An 18,076-nucleotide genomic window follows, 5' to 3' on the forward strand; every position below is an offset into this window, starting at 1 on the left:
AAAAGAGAATTGGATAAAGTGCATTAGAAAGGACCTGCAAGAGGCAGGTAGTCAATGTTTCCTTTACCCATATCATAAGCTGTCTCGCATATGCCATCATCATCGATGTCTGAATGTGTCTGGCTGAAACCGTTCCCTTTAGGTGAAGCCCAGAAATTCCCACCCAGGAAGAAACCCCCGATAATGTTGGTGCCCGGGCTTTTGTCCACACTCCAGACATTACCTGAACTTTTGCCTTCGGAATACATATTTTTCGCGTTATTCAGATAGTTATTATAGATTGTATTATTATTTGAGTTCAGAATGTAAATGCCGTATCCGGAGTTTGAATCCACTATATTGCCGTTAAACATGTTATTGCTGGAAGAATTGAGACAGATACCGTGCACTGTATTCAAATTTGCACTGTTACCTTCCAGAACATTTTTGCTGGAGGCTTTCAGGTATATGCCAATTCTATTGTTTGGTGCCCTGCTGTCACTCAGTATATTGTCATTGCTGAAAGAATCGAGAAATAAACCATAACTGCTGTTAGATGCCGTATTGCTGGCAAGCGTATTCATGCTGGCATTATGCAGAAGGATAGAGACATCACTGTAAGAAGCTGCGTTGCTGTCCAGTTCGTTTGCAGTAGAGTTCCACAGACTGATACCATACTTACTGTTGTTTAGTGCTGTATTGTTGTCCAGTACGTTTTCGTTTGAAGCTTTCAGGTAAATGCCCACTTTGTTATATAATGCACTGTTCTCACTCAGATTATTGCTATTGCTTGAAGAGTCCAGCCAGATTCCATAGTTGCTGTAGGATACCGTATTATTGCTGAGATTGTTTCCGCTGGAACTATGCAGAATAATACAGACATTACTGCTGTTTGAGGCCATATTACTGTATAACATGTTTTCGTTGGAATTCCAGAGATTGATGCAGGACCAGGAATTATTGAACGCCTTACTGCCAGTAACTGTATTTCCGCTTGAAGTTTTTAGATATACTCCGATCTTATCATCTGATGCAGCATTGTTGTCCAGTACATTGTCAATGGAAGAATCCACCCAGATGCCATAATTGCTGTTAGAAACACTGTTATTAAAAAGCATATTTTCGTTTGAGTTACGCAGAAGGATGCAGACATTGCTAAATGATACTATGTTGTTGCTAAGAGTATTGTTACCTGAGAAATCAAGACGGATGCCGAATCCAGGGTTTAAGTTAGGCACGTTTTCGGCAGTCGGAGTATAATCATCCGAAGAATTTTGGACAGTATCATGAGAGTTAAATAGTTCATTGTTTTCAATGCGGCAGTCTTCAACCCCGTAAAGGTGAATTCCGGAATTTGAGGAGCTTATACTTCCTGTAATACAGAAGCCGTTAATACCCACTCCATCTGCTGTGACCGAGAAAATATCCTCCGAGCCGCTGGCTGCCTGAACCGTGGTATCTGAAGGGCTGTCGGATGCCGAAACAATAACCAGGTCTTCCACATCTATTACTATGTTTTCCACATAAACACCCGGATAAACAAGAATTGTATCTCCCGGGTATGCATTATTTACCGCAGCCTGGATGGAGGTGAAATCTGCAGCTTTGTCCGCATCATTGCTTACGGTAATCGTCATAGACTTCGATTCTTTGAGTGGCAGATAATCAATGAAGCCGCTGCCTTCAATATTATACATAGAATCAAAGATGCCATCAAGGTCAGTATCCCTGACACCCCTCGGATAGACAGTCCCATCAGGTTTTCCCCAGAAATTGCCGCCAAGGTAAGAGCCCCCTATAATATTAGTGCTTTCGGATTTTGTTGTGTTCCAGACATTATTCCCTGCAACCAGCTCGGATTCCACGTTTGCAGTGTTATTGAAATAGTTATTATAAATCAGGTTGCCGGAAGTTTCGTAAATGTGCAGGCCCACTTTTTTATTGGATTTTATGATATTACTGACCAGGAGGTTGCCATTTGACTCACCTGTGAGAGAAATACCCCCATTATTTTCCAAAATGGTATTATTTTCCAGTGTATTGTTAGGAGAATCAAAAAATGAAACTCCACTGTTACAGTAAGAAATCGAATTGTTTCTCAGGGTATTGTTCAGGCTGTCACCAAGGCTGATTCCGGTCAAGCTGTCTGACACATCATTATCAGCCAGTGTGTTACCTGAGCTGAACATATAAAGATCGACACCACAGCTATTATTCGAGAGCATATTGTGCTCAATGCGGCAGCCGGTAACTCCAAAAAAGTGAATTCCGGCAGCTGAATCCGAGCCTCTTATGCTAAAACCCCTAATGTTTACTTCATTTGCCCATATGCCGAAAACGTCTTTAGAACTGTCAGCTGCCTGAATTATGGTATCTGAAGAGTTGCCGGATTCGGAAAAAATGGTCAGAGGTTTGGTAATCTCAACATTTTCCTCATAAATACCTGGTTTGACAAGTATTTCGTCGCCCGGATTTGCAGCATTTACCGCAGCCTGAACGGACGTAAAATCCGCAGCCTGGCCTGTACTGTTATTTACTGTAATTGCAATAGCTGCTGCATTTCCTGCAATCGCGAAAATGAACGCGAGAACCGCTATGAAAGCGATTATGCCTTTTCTTTTTGTTTGATGCATGGTAAACTCCGTAACAAAATTTATAAATTCTGTAACGAGACCTGTTTTTATGATAATTATTTGATTAACGACCGGATACACAGAAATTCTGGTGAGAAAATTTATCTGAAGCGTACAGAAGATGTCGAAACTGCTGGAAAAACAGTCCAGTCAGGATTGTGAAGTTGATCCACCTGTGAACTTCAGACTTTGAAAGAGTCTTGTGATAAGGATCTGAAAGAAAACCAAATACTCACTGAAAATTCCCCGATTATACTGTTATCCGATTAATTAATAAGGCTGCCTCGCTGCTCTCAAGAATATAAGAACAACGTCTTAAGCTTGGACACCTAAGGTTTGAAATTTAATTAATATGTAAAAAAATGTAACAGTTATATAAAATTAACTCAGATGTGGGAAAGTTGCTCTTTGAATACACCTTTTTCTCATCAATGAGAAATGGTTTTGTGTTAATTTTGCACATTAGTTCCTTCTTTTAAATGGTCTAATTTAACTAAAAAATGTGATAAGTATAAAGTTTTTTTTACGCTCTTTTAGAAAAATAGGGAAAATTAAAATAGAATAATCCAAATATAAATGAATGGTGGGGAGTTGATTTGAAGGGGAGAGCTTTGCTGCCATTGGTATTCATTGTATTTATTGCGCTTCCATCTGCAAACACAGATTGGATAAAGTATGCAGGAAATTCCGATTCTACAGCTGGAGATTTATTAACTAACCCGATAGAAGGAGAGATAAACAGAAATTATGACGGGAAATACAGGGATGGGGTAGTTGATAATTTTGATTATTTCACAAACCCGGGATATCCAGTAGATTGCACCCGCGCTGCTGTAAATACAGGGAGTGGATAAATATGCTCTGCGAAATGACCTTGAGAAGATGCATCAAAAATAAAATAAAGCAGTTGTGCTGCGAGGACGAGTTCCAAGGTTACGGAAAAATTGAGATACCGAAACCCCGTGCTTCGACGCAGGTACTCGCAGTAAAGCAGATGAAGAGAGATGCAGACAACTGGATAGAATGAAAAGATACAACGAATACAGTACACAGGAGAAAAATTTGATATTCAGGTGAAAATATGAAAGCAGTAAGGATTCATGAGTTTGGCAGACCGGAAGTTCTGAAGTACGAAGATGTCCCCGAGCCCCAGCCAGGTCCAGGTGAAATTCGGATCCGGATCATTGCAGCTGGAGTCAATCCAATGGATTGGAAGATACGTAAAGGCCTGGTGGGGGAACTACCTTTGCCAATGATTATGGGACTGGATGTTGCAGGCGTTGTGGACGCTCTGGGACAGGGAGGAGTCTTCTTCCAGCCCGAAGAAGAAGTCTTTGCTAAAGTCTCGATAGGTGAAGGCGGCTATGCCGAGTACACAGTTGTCAACTCTACACAGGCGGCAAGAAAACCTAGAAGTATAGGGTTCGTTGAAAGTGCAGCCATCCCAACAGCCGGACTGGCTGCCTGGCAGTGTCTTTTTGATATTGCCGGACTCGAAAAGGGACAGTCAGTACTCATTCACGGCGCTGCAGGCGGAGTCGGGACTTTTGCAGTCCAGTTCGCCAAATGGAAAGGAGCGTTTGTTGTAGCCACAGCTTCAGGTACCAATATAGAGTTCTTAAAAAGCATAGGCGCAGATGTAGTAATAAACTATACAAACCAGAACTTTGAGGATATTGCCTGTAATATGGACGTCGTATTGGATACAGTCGGAGGAGATACTTTCGATAAATCCTGGGGAGTTCTAAAGCCCGGCGGGTTTCTGGTAAGCACCGTAGCCAGCATTCCCGAAGGAGCCGCAGAAGAACACGGTGTGCGTGCACAAACCCTCATGACAAAATCTGATGGAAAAGAGCTTGCCCAGATAGCAGAGGTCATTGATGAGATGCGAGTCAAACCAATTGTAACGACCATACTTCCTCTTTCAGATGCACAAAAAGCACATGAGATGAGCGAAAGCCGCCATACGCGCGGGAAGATTGTTTTGCTCGTAGGAGAAGACCCTATGTAAATCTGGGTTCGTCTGATAGAAGGAAAAACGGCAAATTCAGATCGATAAAATTCTAAAGCGGAGCAACCTCATTAGCCGTGCTTTGACCGGTTATTTTCCTGTGCTTCAGCATAGTTTTCCCGATGAAAAGCTGGAAGGAGAGATAGGAAGACCTGCTATTTGCCGACCTTCCGTAAAACTGTCCAGAAAAATAAATATCCCACATCAGTAAATAACGATAAACATGAGAAACCCGGATAGATCGCATACTTATCGGGAAAGAAATTGATAGAAAGAAGATATAAAAAATAAAAAAGAGAGAAGCTAACGACCATTGAAAATTAAAAAGGATTTAGAACTTCTGGATAAAAAATGGCAAATAAAAAATAACCATTTTCATATATTCCCCATCAAATCCGGAAAAATTAAGGATAAAAAGGAAACCTGAATGGTTAAAAAATTAAAAAGACCGTTTTTCAACGAATTCTGAACACCGCTGGATTTATGCCATCGTCCTACGGATACTTTTACTGCGGTTGAGCGGGAACAAAAGGCTCAGGCTCAACAGGCATCCCTGCTACGTATTCCAGAAATCCGTCTGCGGTATATGAAATGGGTTTTCCGTCTATTACCCCGTTGACCTGATAGGTCCCGATCATTTCCCAGATTATCCTGTATTTAGTTCCACTTCCAGATTCACTTCCAGATTCATTTCCAGATTCATTTCCAGATTCATTTCCAGATTCATTTCTATCCGGAATAATTATTGGAAGTGGGACAGGGCGCTGAGTGGTGAACTCTATATTAAGAGAATCAGAACCCGAGGAGGCGTTCAGAAGGGTACTTTGAGGGAAGGGGAAAGAACCCTGGGGTAGAATATATTCCGGAAACATTTCTGCCGGGGGGATTCCAATATCTGTTGTACTCAGATTAGAATGTTCAATTTGTATTTCTTCCCTGCTAAAATTGGCAATGATTTCTCCATCCTTCCAAACATTAAGAACTGAATTTACTGATTGTGAATGGTTGGCATTGGTGATATTTCCAAAACTGAGTGAATATTCCCCAGTTGTCTCGTTTGAGTAATTTCCTGCCTGGGAGACCTGGCCCCAGTCCCACCCAAGATCATCTCCCCATGACCAGTACCCCCAATTGTGGTCGTGGTAAGCTCTTGAGTTATTCAGGGAATAAGTTTCTCCAGCAACAGAGAGGTTTCCGAAAACCTCCATTCTTGGTGAAGCTACCAGCCAGTTGATAGTCGTCCCCGGAATAGATAAATTAGATGCATTAAAGACAGGAGCAGGTTTGGTTTGCGGTTTGAACAGGGCATCAAAAACTCCTGAACCATCCCCGGATTCGATATACACACGATACCCTTCGTCGGTTAAGGTTACCGTATTGTTGGCTATCCTGACATCAGGAGATTGAGAAGAATAATTTACAACCTCCGGAGTGAGAGGATATGCCTCATAAAAAGAAGCCGAAGTATCATTTACGTAATAGCCCAGAAGAACCTCCGAGGAATTAGTATCCCCGTTTAATTTGAAAGTGCATATCACTGACAGGTTCTGTTCTTCATCGATCATATTAAAGTAGTGCCATTCGTTGTACAGATTTCCGGGATCCCCTTCCCCAGGCGGATGGAAAGCATCACTTACCAGTAGTTCGTCAATATAATTGCTGCTCTCATTTGCAAGAGCTGCATTCGATGTTGCTAAAAGCACGAAGATTACTGCAAGTATCGGTTTAATTACCAGTTTAATTTGCATTCATTACCCCCCTAATTAGGAACAAAATTAGTTTTTATTTCAATATATTGCGTGAGAATTGAAAATCTCCTGTTCCCCGGTTAAATAGTATGGATTGAAGATTATAAAAGCATGTTTATAATTAAAATGCTCTGTAATTTTCTTCTAAAGGTATTGATTCCCTGAATAGTACGTTTCTTCTCCGCTTCAACAGCTTCCCCTGCTCTCCTGAAAATCAAGACTGCACGTTTGCCTCTAAACTCAAAGCAACTGTATTATCTGTCTTTACGGATTTTTTCCCGCGCAGCGGCTCGACTTTTCCATAATGGGTTTGAAGAAAAAAGAAGATATTATTTAGCTCTCGATATGAAAAACATAACTTTAGTATTATATTTCCGTCCTGCCCCCTCAAATCTTCTGATTACGCCAATCGCTTTAAATATTCATTAAATTTTGAAAAGTATGGCACTGAAATTCTCATTATCAGCACAGTTGCAGTCCTCACATAAGTTGTTTGCACTTATAGGCTCACATCTATATCTCACATCTATATCTCACATCTATATTCATGAAAGGCGTGAGAAACATCTTATTGAAAAAAGGATTCGCTTGTCTACCTTGAGATTATATATATTCAGTTGCTTCCGGGAATGCTCTTATCTATCATTTTCCAGTAAGTCCCTATCCCGTTGGAAGTTAAGTAAGCACCTGCAGGCACCTGGATCATTATAAGGATCAAGCCTAGCATGTCAACGCCAGAACTCATAGCGTTTAATAATATCAGGATCTTTGCTAACGGATTTAATAGATCCAGAGCCCCCAGAATTCCAGGCAGTATTATTGAGAGCAAGATAAAAGGTGCCAGTGTAATAAGAGTATACCTTGATTTAGAGATTACTTCTTCCGAATAAACAAATCCGCCAAAATAAGTAATTCCTAAAAATGTTTTATCCGACATTAAAAAACCTGGAATAAAGACAAGGTGAATAAGTTCATGGATAAAAACCAGCCCGATCAGGTATGCAAGGTCTTGTAAGTGTATAGTTAGCGTTATTGTTTGTGAAGGATTAATGCCGACATCTGCTAAAGAGAAAGGCGAAAATATACCAAGAACCGTTATAGAAAGCAGAGTGTTCAGGATCATTAATGGGATTGCTGCAAGTATAGCGGACACGAAATTGTTAGGCTCACGTAGCTGTATCCAGGTTCTTATGATCAGTTCTGAGTGCCTTTCAGAATTTACTTGAGGAAATTTACATCTAAGACGGATAATACCTTCCCCTTTTTACAGTAATGAAAGTCCATTTTACTTTTAAATCTTATTAAGAGTACGTAAAAGTTGCCAGATATAGAGATTATCCTGTTTACCTCGAAAGTGGGCAAGTAGAGCGTGTCACAGGACTAATGCTTATTTGTCAAGGTGTTTTTTCATCAAAAAATTAGTTAAAGTTTGACCTTTACGCTTAATGCTTTGCATCTCTATTACTCGATAACCTCGCTTTTCAAAAAACGGTCTTGCTGTGATTGACGCTTCAGCAGTAACAACCGTAATACCGTTTTGTTTCGCGTATTTTTCTAATTCATTTGCGATTATGGTTGCTACTCCCTGTCCTTGAAAATCTTTATGCACAAAAAGCCGGTTAAAATATCCGGTATCATCCAGATCACCAAAGCCAATAATAAGACCATTAGTTTCAACTACAACCGTATAGTTATTAGAAATTGATTTATCCCACATATCCATGTCGATTTCTTCTGGTGCCCAAACGTCAAGTTGTGCTGAATTATAATCCTTCAAATTAACCGCATGGATAGTATCATAAAACAACTTAACTATCACTTTGCAGTCTTCGGATTTGTATAGTCTTACTGTTTTCTCCATTATAGTAACCTCCTGACAGTCAATGGAAAAGAGATTATTGAGACAGAAATTCTTGATACAACCCTTTTAGAATAGTAGAGTCGGATATCTCGCCAAGGCCTGCAATCATTTTTTACTTATCCTATTAATTATTCGACAATATTCAGTAATCCCGCAGTAGTCTGTTCCAGGAATCCCTCAAACAAGACCTGAAAAAATATTAATTTTAAGTATAATTCCTTTTTGATGATTACTAAAGTGGAGGTCCCGTAAAGGTTCAGTCAGGTTAAACTGAGTAACCTTCAAACCAACTTCAATAAACTTAATATACCTATTACCACAATTTTTATTTGCAATAGATTATTTTAGTGGTCCTTTAATATTCACGAAAACAGGAAGAAACGCTTAATTTAAAATTTATTTTACAATAATTAGTGAAGTAGTATTTGTAAGAGCCAAAATAATATTGAATATTTGAGAAAGCCATTAATTGCCTCAATTGATCCGAAGAAGAGGAAGAAATATTCAATTTATAGTTAGTTTAAGAGACCCTGCATACAATCCAATTTAAGATTGGAGGATTATTATGGATAAAATCAATAATTTCAGAAGGAAAAAAGTTGGATCAAATATTGACCAATTTGATGTCAATTCAAATCAAACTTCTGATACCAGCACGTTTTCTCCTGAAGAAGCAACAGGCGCTCACCAACGCCGAACAGATCTTAGAAAAATTTGGGATTATTTAGGGTTATTGTTTTCTATGCTGGCAGATTCCTTCAATAAGAGATACCCGGTTCCGAAGAAAACGGTATTAGTGATAACAGTTGCTCTCCTGTATCTCATAAGTCCGGTTGACTTCCTCCCAGACATTATTCCTTTACTCGGATTTGCAGATGATGTTGCTGTGCTTGCTTTTGCATCTAGCCTTATTAAAGATGACCTGGAAAACTATAGAGCCTGGAAAATGAGTAATTGATAGCGATTTGTTCGCCTGTGGTCTTAATTTGCCCAATTATCCATATTTGATTGTCCTATCCGGAATAAAGTTACTGGATAGAAAATCATCATTCTCCATACTCATCTTTCTCTATACTTTCGGCATAGTCAATAACAAATAAAAAAATGGTAATAATGTATAAACAAAGGGCTAGAGCCCTATAAATAAATCATTTTGCTCTGCCATTCTGACAGAAGTACTGAGATGGTGTTGCTTCTTCAAGAACGTACTCATTCCAGACATCACAGGTGTTACAGATACACTGCTGATCAGGATTAAGGTCCTGGCAGGCCGCTTTGCCTGTCGAGCAATATATTCCCGGAACGTCTTCGGAACTGGGAACTTCTCCTTCAGGCATTTCCTCCATTGCCTTTTTCGAATTATCAAGTTTGTCTTTTACACATTTACTATCAGCCTGAACCGGACATTGTGGGCATCTGCACCTATTGATATTTTCTCGTGAATAAGGAACTACAAAATTTGTTTCTCTTTGAAAAGATACATTTCTGTCTCTAGGTGTTGTTTGGTTTTCCTTTTCAGCTGATGTATTTTTACCATTGCTCATATTTTCCCCCCAATTTGGTATTCCATTAGTATTCGATACCAAGCTTTGGTTTTAGGAGATAAAAGTCTTTTCAGTTATAGAATAAATATATAATAGTACCTTTAGAAAATACATACTAAAATCAAGCAATTTTAGCCAGTGTATTATAAAAAAATTAGGAAGATCGCAAAAATGATATCTTTAAAAATTAATGCATGATCAGGAAAAAGAGAGAGTTTGACAGGACTTGCAGTGTCTAGATAAATTAGCGCTGGAAGTAGAGGATACATTTGATAGAGGGAAGAATTCTCAGTGTGTATTTTCTACGCAGAAGTGAGGCTTTTACAGGTTACACGGAAAAAAAGGTTCTGTAACCTCATAACCCATGCAAGGAACGAAAGAAAACATAGATATCAGAGAAAGATATCTGCAAATAAGATTCGTATTAACCATTTTTATTATTGCAGAAGATGACATAAGAGAGCATATGGTAGACATAGACTGCATACTTACTGATGAAGAGAGAAAGCTCGTAGATGAAAGTCATGAGAGCCAGAAAAAAGGAACTTTGATATCCCTTTCAGAGATAAAGAAAGAAATGGGACTCTAATATTAAAAGTACTTTTCACGTTATTCAGCCTCGAGACAGACCTGTATCGCTTCTCTTATGCGCCCCATAGCTTGCTCAACTGTTTTTCCCTGAGTATAACAACCCGGCGTCAGGAACTTTTGCAATGATGTCCCGTCTTCGTCCTGATCGATCAGGACAGTATAATTAAAGCTCTTACCTTCCATCTTTGCCAGAATAACATTTAATCTGTGAATGTTTAAAGTTGTTACCGCCAAATTTAAGGTAAAAGTTAACTTAAAACCGTAAAAATCCGGAGCAATATCACTTTTGTATTATATTTCCACCCCAGCCCCCCTCAAATCCTTCAAGGGGGAATTTTCCGATTGCGTCACCTATGAGAGGAATAATTATTAAATATCACGGCGATTGATGTTTATTTTTAGTTATAATCATTGAAAGGCAGACTTATTTTTCCGATTTGTACGAATTCGTGAGAATATATAAGAAACATGTTAATTCGTATTTTAAAAATATTAACGACTCTTAGACAGCTCTCGTTATCAGAAACAAATTGAAAAAGCTCACATAAAAAATTAAAACTTATTACAAAAAATCGGCAGATATATATAAAGTAATATAAGTTTTTAAAAATGTCGCATTTTCCACAGATACTTGAATGGACTATAATTAAAATCTTGTTTAGATGATAATCATAGACTATGTTCTTTGGATGTTATTTCAAAAAAATTCACTCTAAAACTGTTTGAATAATATTTACGCATATGTAAGAAGCACATAATTACTTTCTGGAGAAAAAAATCGTGGTTTCACCAACAGTCTCGCCAATAGATAGTAGAGATTTGTCAGATCCAGGAGATGAGGTGCTGCGGAAGTTCCGTTATCAACATGCCTATGGAGTTGTCCTTTCAGCTGGCATGGTAACAGGTAAATTTGACTACATTGCGATCTGGTGTGAACAACACGAGGACTTCTTAGCAGAAACTGCAGGAGGACTTTATGACGCTTACCAGATCAAAACTAAAAAGTCAGAACTTGGTGAGTGGAAATTAAACGATGAAGCTTTTTGGAAGAGTATCGCTCGTTTCGTTAAACTGGATCTTAAATATCCTGGAAAAATTCGTTCTTTTCTGTTTGTTTCCAATACACATTTCTCTGAATCTGCCAAGAAAGGTTACGAATACCTAAGCCCACGTAAGCTCCTCACTGGAATTAAATCGGCAACCCGAAGTGAGGACTTAATTGATGAAATAAAAAAAGGCTTCAACTGGCTCAAGAACAAACTTAAGGTTGAGGCAGTAAGCCTCTTCTCAGTGCTTCATCGCTTGGATATTATCCTTAGTCTGACAGATCGCGCATTCGAGGAAGAGCTTGCTCTACGGCACATCGCTAATTTAGATGAATGTAAATCTATAAGCGCGTCATCTTTGTCACGAGTATGCGACGCGCTGATCGTAATGATTGCTAAAGCTTCTTCGCTTGTATCAAATGACCCCAGTCGTGATTGGATAGGACTTACCTGCAAATTAGACAAAGACCCATATCTCTTGGCAAAGCGAATTACCTGTGAAGATATCGTACTTACAATTCGTAATGCTCGTGACCCTACATTCTGTTTTTTGCCTGATCTTGCCTCACTCCAATTAGGGAACACTGGAAGCGAGTTAGATAATAAATTGAGGAAAAAGATGTCTCGTGGAGGCTTGGCTACTCACTACGAAACGATGCGCCGCAGATCCTTAACAGCCGAGCAAAAATTACTCGATCTGGCAACGCGCCCAAGCGAGGGAAAACAGATAATCTCACAAATCGAGAACGTAGTGCTTGTGGAATGTGATGACGCAAACCTCCGGGCAAGCCAAAAAGGAGAACTTTATGGACCAACGATGCTGATTGATGTTCAAGATAGGCTGAAGCGTATCTCTGAGACGGAATCTATACGGGTGCATCGGCAACCTTATGATCTTCTTGTAGGGGTCGCAGGTTTGCTCACATCTGAGTGTAAGGTCTGGTGGAGTGAAACATTTGATGTAGAGGAGGATCCATGAGCCTGAAAATTGTTCATCTTGCTGCAGAGATTGAGAGTTCTGATGATTTTCACATTGCTCGCTTAATTTTACTGCTTAATGCTGCAGCGGGACGCAGTGATAAACCCGTGAAAGGTATCATGAAACTGGCTAAAATGGATTTCCTGCTTCGCTATCCAAACTGTCTCTGTCGGGTACTTAAAGCGATTGGCAAAGAAGATATTGCACAAAATATCCCGGAAGACGAGCTGAACACTATTGAAGCAAGAATGATACGTTTCCGCTATGGACCTTGGGATAAACGCTATCGTCGCTGGATAGGGTTGCTTATGGCTAAAGGGCTGGCTTGCACCTATTTAGAGGGCCGGACTGTAAACGTTAAGCTAACTCCTGCAGGCAAAAAGGTGGCTGAGCAATTGTCTGCTTTAGGAGAATTCCATCCAATTGCAAATAGAAGCAAGATTGTAGTGTCTGCTGTCGGTAGTTACCCTCCAACGAAACTAAAGGATTTTATCTATGAAGTGTTCCCCGAAATAGTAGATATGCAGTGGGGAAGGTGTATTGAATTATGAATATTCAACTCATTGATCTAGTAATCGTTTTCAAAAAAGCTCACGAAAAAATAGATTTCAAGGATTTCAACTATTTCTACGGTCAGATGGGAGCAGGAAAGTCCACCATTGCCCGACTCATTGATTTCTGCTTGGGTGGTGACTTGGGTGAGACCGAAATGACACCTGCACTTCAGACTGAGTTCATATCCGCAAGTCTTTCACTAAAAGTTGCAGAATTACCGCTTGTATTAGAACGTGATACGCATTCCACTAAGGTCAAAGCTCGATGGTCTGTTGCCGAGCAACAATTCGAAATTTTAATTCCTGCTCGTACCGCCGCTGGAGAAGTTCTACCCGATACCGGAGTAGAAGTACTATCTGACCTGATTTTTTATCTGTCAGGAAGAATACCTCCTAAAGTCCGGCGAAGCAAAATCAAGGAAGACTCAGAGTTGGAGCGGTTAAGTATCCGGGATCTGTTGTGGTATTGCTACCTAGATCAAGATTCAATGGATAGTAGCTTTTTTCACTTAGAGAGCGAAGCCAATTTGTGGAAACGACTAAAAAGCAGGGATGTTCTCAGGTTTTTAGTCGGATTTCATCAAGAGTATGTGGCAGACTTGGAAGCTCAACTTGAACTCGTCAGAGCGGAACGACTGAAATGTGAAGCCGGAGAGACTGCAATTTATACTGCACTTAGTTCCGCTGAGATAGCAACAGAAGGAGAACTTGCTACAATAAGACGCGAAATTGAGTTAAACATCCAGAAAGCTGAGGCTGATATTGCAAATGCCCGAGATAATACCCGAACTTTGCGTTCACATGCGATAGAGGGTCTTCAAGATCGAGCAAGAGGTTTTGCACAACAAATAGAGGAGTTAAAGAACGCATTCAGCGAGATCCGAGACATCATTGTAAGAGACAAAACCCACAAGAATGAGCTTCTTTCGCTCGCTACGCGTTTTCGACGTTCTAAATCTGCACGAGAAGTTTTAAATGGAGTCGATTTTGAGAATTGCCCACGCTGTGGCAATTCGCTACAGCCCCGAGAACCGGGGATTTGTTTAGTTTGCAGTCAGCCATACTCTGACATACCAAGTGAAGCATTGGACGAGCAGGCTGCGGAGCAGGACTTAGACTCAAGGGTACACGAATTAACAGAACTAATCTCCTTTCACGAAGCTCAACTCCATAAAAATGAAAGACAATTGAGAGAAATGATCGACGAAAAGGCTATAGTCGATAGTGAACTGACCCGTATCTCAAAAGACTACGATTCTGCGTATCTCTCTACAGTGCTTGAAACTGAGAAACGCCTTTCTGCGCTTCAGCAGCAACTGCTCGACCTTAACAAGCTTGAAGTGCTCGTACGACGAATAGCTATATTGTCTCAGAGGGTTCAAACTCTTACCAGCGAAGAGCAACAAATTAGACTCAAACTCAAAGATGCTAGGGTACATGCTGAGAGAGACACTCAGAACCTTGATCGATTGAAAAAGTTATTTCTCGGTTGCCTTTTACGTGCAAAGATTCCTGGCTTCTTTCCAAACGACTTTGTTGAGATGAGATCTCCTAACTTTCTTCCAGAGGTTGCCTCTGCAGACAGTGGTGACCTAGCCGTTACATCCTTTACAAATCTTGGCAGCGGAGGCAAGAAGACATTGTTCAAGTGCTGTTTTGCTATAGCTGTGCATCGTCTAGCTGCAGAGATTGGCGCAATGCTACCAACGCTTCTGATAATTGATTCCCCTATGAAAAATATCAGCGAAAGGGAGAATAGAGCACAATTTGAAGGCTTTTTTGAGATGCTTTATGATCTATGTAATTCCGAGCTAAATGGAACTCAGTTTATTCTAATTGACAAGGAGCTTTGCCCTCCACCAAAGGACTTTCAACCGAGTTTCTATGAACGCCATATGACTCCTGATGACGACAATAATCCGCCTCTTATTCGCTATTATAGAGGAAAATAAATGATTTAGGACAGAATTATGGAAAGGATATGTCAAAAAAACAAAAAATTCCATATATATTAAACTTCAAAAAATTTATTATATCCAACTTTCATTCCCAGAACTTCTTCGTCTTCACATAATTCCTTTCCGCAATCAGAATATCCCTGTAAAAAGCCTCTTCGTCCACCCTCATCTTTTCAATCACCCTTGACGCTGTCTCAGGCCCTATCCCTCTGCTGGCAAGCGCAATAACTGCCTTCTTCCCCTGCGAGCGGACTATGCTTGCATTTCTGTAAACCCTCTGTATCCGCTTCTTTTCTTCGGGAGAAACTTTGACATTTCTACCCTGCTTTTTGACAAGGTTGATTTCCTCTTCTTCCCAGGGCTTGAGAGCTGCGATCATCTGGGACTCACATACAGGGCAGACGATTTCTTCGGGGACACTTTTGACCTGGCGGTGGGAAGTCCATTTCTTGCAGTTCGTACAGAACAGGATGATTTTGTCGTTCATTATGCGTTCCTTAAGGGCAAGGACAATTGAACGGTCGGCTTTTTCCGGGGCTATAAGGTCTCTTTTCATGGCAAAGCCGGCTGAGCCGATCGGGGTCGGGCCTGAGACCTCGACTGTAATTTCGCCGGCTGCGAGTTTTGTCAGGACTTCTTTTGCCCTCGGGACATCCAGCATGTCGTGGAAGATCTCGCGGACCACCTCATCGTACATGGAAGAGCCCTCATAGATTTCAAGGAGCTTTTTCATGCTGATCCTGTCGTAGTCGATATCCCGGGAGAGGGCTCCGAACTTGCGGGCTACGTGGACCATTTTCCATTTCATGAGAGTTGTATTTTTCAGGGTCATTTCGATGATTGGCTCAACGTGTTCCGGGCGGAGAGAGAGGAGCATGTCCCGGATCTGGACAGGTCCTACCCTGCGCGGGAGAGTCAGCCTGATCCTGTACGGGTCCACTTCCTGGGCTACGCTGCCTCCAAAACGGGCTGAAAGGAGGGAGGTAAGGACTCTGGCAAGGGTTCCGTTGGTGTTGTGGCCAAAACAGGCGTTCAGGGTTACAGCGTCTCCCTCGTCTTCGATTACGATTGTGTCTGCGTCCGGAAGCGGGAAATTTCCTTCTACATGGTCCCGGAGGAGGCGGATGACTTCAAGTACGGCTGCCCTTGTCACAGGATATTTGCGCTGCAGCTTTTCCGCAACTGCCTCATCATCAAGCCCTTCGCGGATTAGGGCTGCGGTTTCATATCTGAGCTTTCCCACAGCCTGGGCTACCTCAAAGGGTACGGGGATTTCTTCTCCGGACCAGCTCGGGACTTCGCCCATGCCTTCGACCGGCTCGACCTTGATCCTGTCCCGGCCAGGTTCCCGTTCGCGGTCAGGCATCTCAATAACGCGCCACATGTCCCCTTTTGTTATAAAAACGGCTCCAGGCTCGGCAAAGTTTACTACAAAGGCTTCGTCCAGAACTCCGATAGATTTTCCGCTCACGATGTCATAGATCTCGTACTTCTTTTCGTCCGGGATCATGGAGAGGTTGTCGTAATAGTATTCCCGGCTTTTCTTGCGCCTCTTCAGCAGGTTTGAGTCTTTATCGCGCCAGACCAGTTTGTAGTCCCCTATCTGGTCAACGACCCTCTGCAACTCTTCAATCCGCAGTTCCTTGAAGGTATAGGTCCTTCTGAGAATCCTGAAAATCCTGTCTATCCCGATCTCCCCGAAGTCCATGACCATGCCTGCAATCTGGTTTGCCACAACGTCAAGGGAATTCCTGTGCGGGGAAATCTCTTCGACCCTGCCTTCGAGTGCAGCTTTTGTAATTGCCATGCTCTCTGCGGTATCATCCGCTTCCATGGAAATGATTGTACCTCGTGAGACCTCGTGCAACCTGTGCCCTGCTCTTCCTACCCTCTGAAGCAGCCTTGAGACCTGGCGAGGAGAGCCATACTGGACTACCCGATCAACATTTCCGATATCGATCCCTAGCTCCATTGATGAGGTGCATATAAGGCCCCTGAGCGCTCCGGACTTAAACTCTTCTTCGGCTTCAACACGGGCTTCGAAGGATAGGGAACCGTGATGCACTCCAATGGAGGCTCCAAGCTTACGGAAACCTGCTGCAAGAGCCTCTGCACTCTGCCGCGTGTTCACAAAAATAAGGGTGGACTGGCTTTCTTCAACTATTTTCCTGATGCAGAGAAGGTGAGAGGCGAACTCAGGATCACAACCGACTGTTCTTGCAATTTCCAGGATTTCCTTTTCTCTGGCTGCATATCCGGTTGTATCTCCAATAATATCCCCTACGTTATCCTCTACGTTATCCTCTACGTTATCTCCAACTTTATTCCCTACTTTATTCCCTACTTTATTCTCTACTTTATTCCCTAATCTATCTCTGGATTCATCTTCGGCTGCACCTCCGACTGTATTTCCACTGTGGCTCTCTCCAGAGAGGTGAGGGCTGACCACATCGAACTCCAGCAATTTCAGCAGTGCAACTTCAATAACCGTAAAATCCCGGTTTGTTCCTGCCAGAAACTTTGCAATCTCCCAGGGGTTCCCGACTGTTGCAGAAAGCCCTATTCTCTGGAACTCCCCTGAGATTTCCACAAGCCGCTCAAGCCCGACAGTTAACTGAGCTCCGCGTTTTGAGCCTGCAAGCTCATGGATTTCATCGACCACGACATGGGTTACGGTTTCAAGGTTCTGCCGCAGACGGGAGCCCGTAAACATTGCCTGCAGGGTCTCAGGGGTCGTGATCAGCACGTCAGGCGGGTTTCTCGACTGGCGCTGCCTTTCACTCTGAGGAGTGTCCCCATGCCTGACCTGAACTTTAACGTCAAGCATTTGCCCGAGGACTTCAATTCGGGAAAGCATGTCCCGGTTAAGCGCGCGCAGGGGAGTAATATAAAGGGCGGAAATGCCTCTTCGCGCTTCAGGTTTCTTTTTCAGGATGCTGTGAAAAACGGGAAGCACTGCAGATTCGGTCTTTCCCGACCCTGTCGGAGCTATCAGAAGGGTGTGCTTTCCGTCCATTATATGAGGAAATGCCCTTTCCTGTGGTTCTGTAGGTCTTTTAAACCCCAGAGTGTCCAGGGCTCCCTGAATTTTCGGGTGGAAAGAGTTAAAGATATTATTGAATGTCATTTTCCCTGTAATTAATTTCAATAATGGATAACCTAATATTTTGTT

15 protein-coding genes are annotated in these 18,076 nt (G+C 41.8%); 8 read left to right on the forward strand and 7 right to left on the reverse strand.

All coding sequences use genetic code 11. From position 1 onward, the window contains the following. Nucleotides 1-23 precede the first annotated feature (23 nt). Nucleotides 24-2,612, reverse strand: coding sequence for a NosD domain-containing protein (locus ACZ5A8_RS18145; RefSeq protein WP_464530735.1), 2,589 nt, complete (start codon nt 2,610-2,612; stop codon nt 24-26). 596 nt (nt 2,613-3,208) lie between these two features. Between ACZ5A8_RS18145 and ACZ5A8_RS18150 the strand changes: the two genes are divergently transcribed. The 3 genes from ACZ5A8_RS18150 to ACZ5A8_RS18160 are packed head-to-tail and all read left to right on the forward strand — an operon-like array spanning nt 3,209 to nt 4,623. Continuing rightward, nucleotides 3,209-3,466, forward strand: coding sequence for a hypothetical protein (locus ACZ5A8_RS18150; RefSeq protein ID WP_464530736.1), 258 nt, complete (start codon nt 3,209-3,211; stop codon nt 3,464-3,466). A gap of 2 nt (nt 3,467-3,468) precedes the next feature. Then, nucleotides 3,469-3,639 carry a hypothetical protein gene (locus ACZ5A8_RS18155; protein WP_464530737.1) on the forward strand — a complete coding sequence of 57 codons (171 nt, stop codon included), beginning with the start codon at nt 3,469-3,471 and terminating at the stop codon, nt 3,637-3,639. 54 nt (nt 3,640-3,693) lie between these two features. Then, nucleotides 3,694-4,623, forward strand: coding sequence for an NADP-dependent oxidoreductase (locus ACZ5A8_RS18160; RefSeq protein WP_464530739.1), 930 nt, complete (start codon nt 3,694-3,696; stop codon nt 4,621-4,623). 506 nt (nt 4,624-5,129) lie between these two features. Here ACZ5A8_RS18160 and ACZ5A8_RS18165 read toward each other — a convergent pair. The 3 genes from ACZ5A8_RS18165 to ACZ5A8_RS18175 all read right to left on the reverse strand — a co-directional run bounded on the left by ACZ5A8_RS18165 (nt 5,130) and on the right by ACZ5A8_RS18175 (nt 8,232). Continuing rightward, complete coding sequence (locus ACZ5A8_RS18165; RefSeq protein WP_464530741.1) at nt 5,130-6,371, reverse strand: hypothetical protein; 1,242 nt, start codon at nt 6,369-6,371, stop codon at nt 5,130-5,132. A gap of 613 nt (nt 6,372-6,984) precedes the next feature. Further along, nucleotides 6,985-7,524 (reverse strand): DUF3267 domain-containing protein, encoded by a 540-nt coding sequence (locus tag ACZ5A8_RS18170; protein ID WP_464530742.1) that lies wholly within the window; start codon nt 7,522-7,524, stop codon nt 6,985-6,987. Between the two features lie 234 nt (nt 7,525-7,758). Then, nucleotides 7,759-8,232 carry a GNAT family N-acetyltransferase gene (locus tag ACZ5A8_RS18175; protein WP_464530744.1) on the reverse strand — a complete coding sequence of 158 codons (474 nt, stop codon included), beginning with the start codon at nt 8,230-8,232 and terminating at the stop codon, nt 7,759-7,761. A gap of 565 nt (nt 8,233-8,797) precedes the next feature. Between ACZ5A8_RS18175 and ACZ5A8_RS18180 the strand changes: the two genes are divergently transcribed. Next, complete coding sequence (locus tag ACZ5A8_RS18180) at nt 8,798-9,190, forward strand: YkvA family protein (protein ID WP_229391083.1); 393 nt, start codon at nt 8,798-8,800, stop codon at nt 9,188-9,190. Between the two features lie 190 nt (nt 9,191-9,380). Here ACZ5A8_RS18180 and ACZ5A8_RS18185 read toward each other — a convergent pair whose 3' ends face one another. Further along, nucleotides 9,381-9,776 carry a DUF2769 domain-containing protein gene (locus tag ACZ5A8_RS18185; protein WP_464530745.1) on the reverse strand — a complete coding sequence of 132 codons (396 nt, stop codon included), beginning with the start codon at nt 9,774-9,776 and terminating at the stop codon, nt 9,381-9,383. Nucleotides 9,777-10,140: 364 nt separating this feature from the next. On the opposite strand from ACZ5A8_RS18185, the gene ACZ5A8_RS18190 reads away from it, so the two are divergent. Next, complete coding sequence (locus ACZ5A8_RS18190; RefSeq protein ID WP_464530747.1) at nt 10,141-10,365, forward strand: hypothetical protein; 225 nt, start codon at nt 10,141-10,143, stop codon at nt 10,363-10,365. A gap of 20 nt (nt 10,366-10,385) precedes the next feature. Here the strand turns inward: ACZ5A8_RS18190 and ACZ5A8_RS18195 are convergent, their stop codons facing one another. Next, nucleotides 10,386-10,550 carry a type II toxin-antitoxin system HicB family antitoxin gene (locus tag ACZ5A8_RS18195; RefSeq protein WP_464530748.1) on the reverse strand — a complete coding sequence of 55 codons (165 nt, stop codon included), beginning with the start codon at nt 10,548-10,550 and terminating at the stop codon, nt 10,386-10,388. Between the two features lie 597 nt (nt 10,551-11,147). Here ACZ5A8_RS18195 and ACZ5A8_RS18200 point away from each other — a divergent pair. The 3 genes from ACZ5A8_RS18200 to ACZ5A8_RS18210 are packed head-to-tail and all read left to right on the forward strand — an operon-like array spanning nt 11,148 to nt 14,898. Then, complete coding sequence (locus ACZ5A8_RS18200; protein ID WP_464530750.1) at nt 11,148-12,392, forward strand: dsDNA nuclease domain-containing protein; 1,245 nt, start codon at nt 11,148-11,150, stop codon at nt 12,390-12,392. Continuing rightward, the gene (locus ACZ5A8_RS18205) at nt 12,389-12,943 is read left to right on the forward strand and encodes a hypothetical protein (protein ID WP_464530751.1); all 555 of its coding nucleotides are present in this window, start codon (nt 12,389-12,391) and stop codon (nt 12,941-12,943) included. Before ACZ5A8_RS18200 ends, ACZ5A8_RS18205 begins: the two co-directional genes overlap by 4 nt. Next, entirely contained in the window at nt 12,940-14,898 is a 1,959-nt protein-coding gene (locus tag ACZ5A8_RS18210; RefSeq protein ID WP_464530753.1) for a hypothetical protein, read from the forward strand. Before ACZ5A8_RS18205 ends, ACZ5A8_RS18210 begins: the two co-directional genes overlap by 4 nt. Before the next feature lie 91 nt (nt 14,899-14,989). Here ACZ5A8_RS18210 and ACZ5A8_RS18215 read toward each other — a convergent pair whose 3' ends face one another. After that, on the reverse strand, nt 14,990-18,031 hold the full coding sequence (locus ACZ5A8_RS18215) for a DEAD/DEAH box helicase (RefSeq protein WP_464530754.1): 3,042 nt from the start codon (nt 18,029-18,031) through the stop codon (nt 14,990-14,992). Nucleotides 18,032-18,076 lie beyond the last annotated feature (45 nt).

The organism is Methanosarcina subterranea (genome assembly GCF_055385895.1).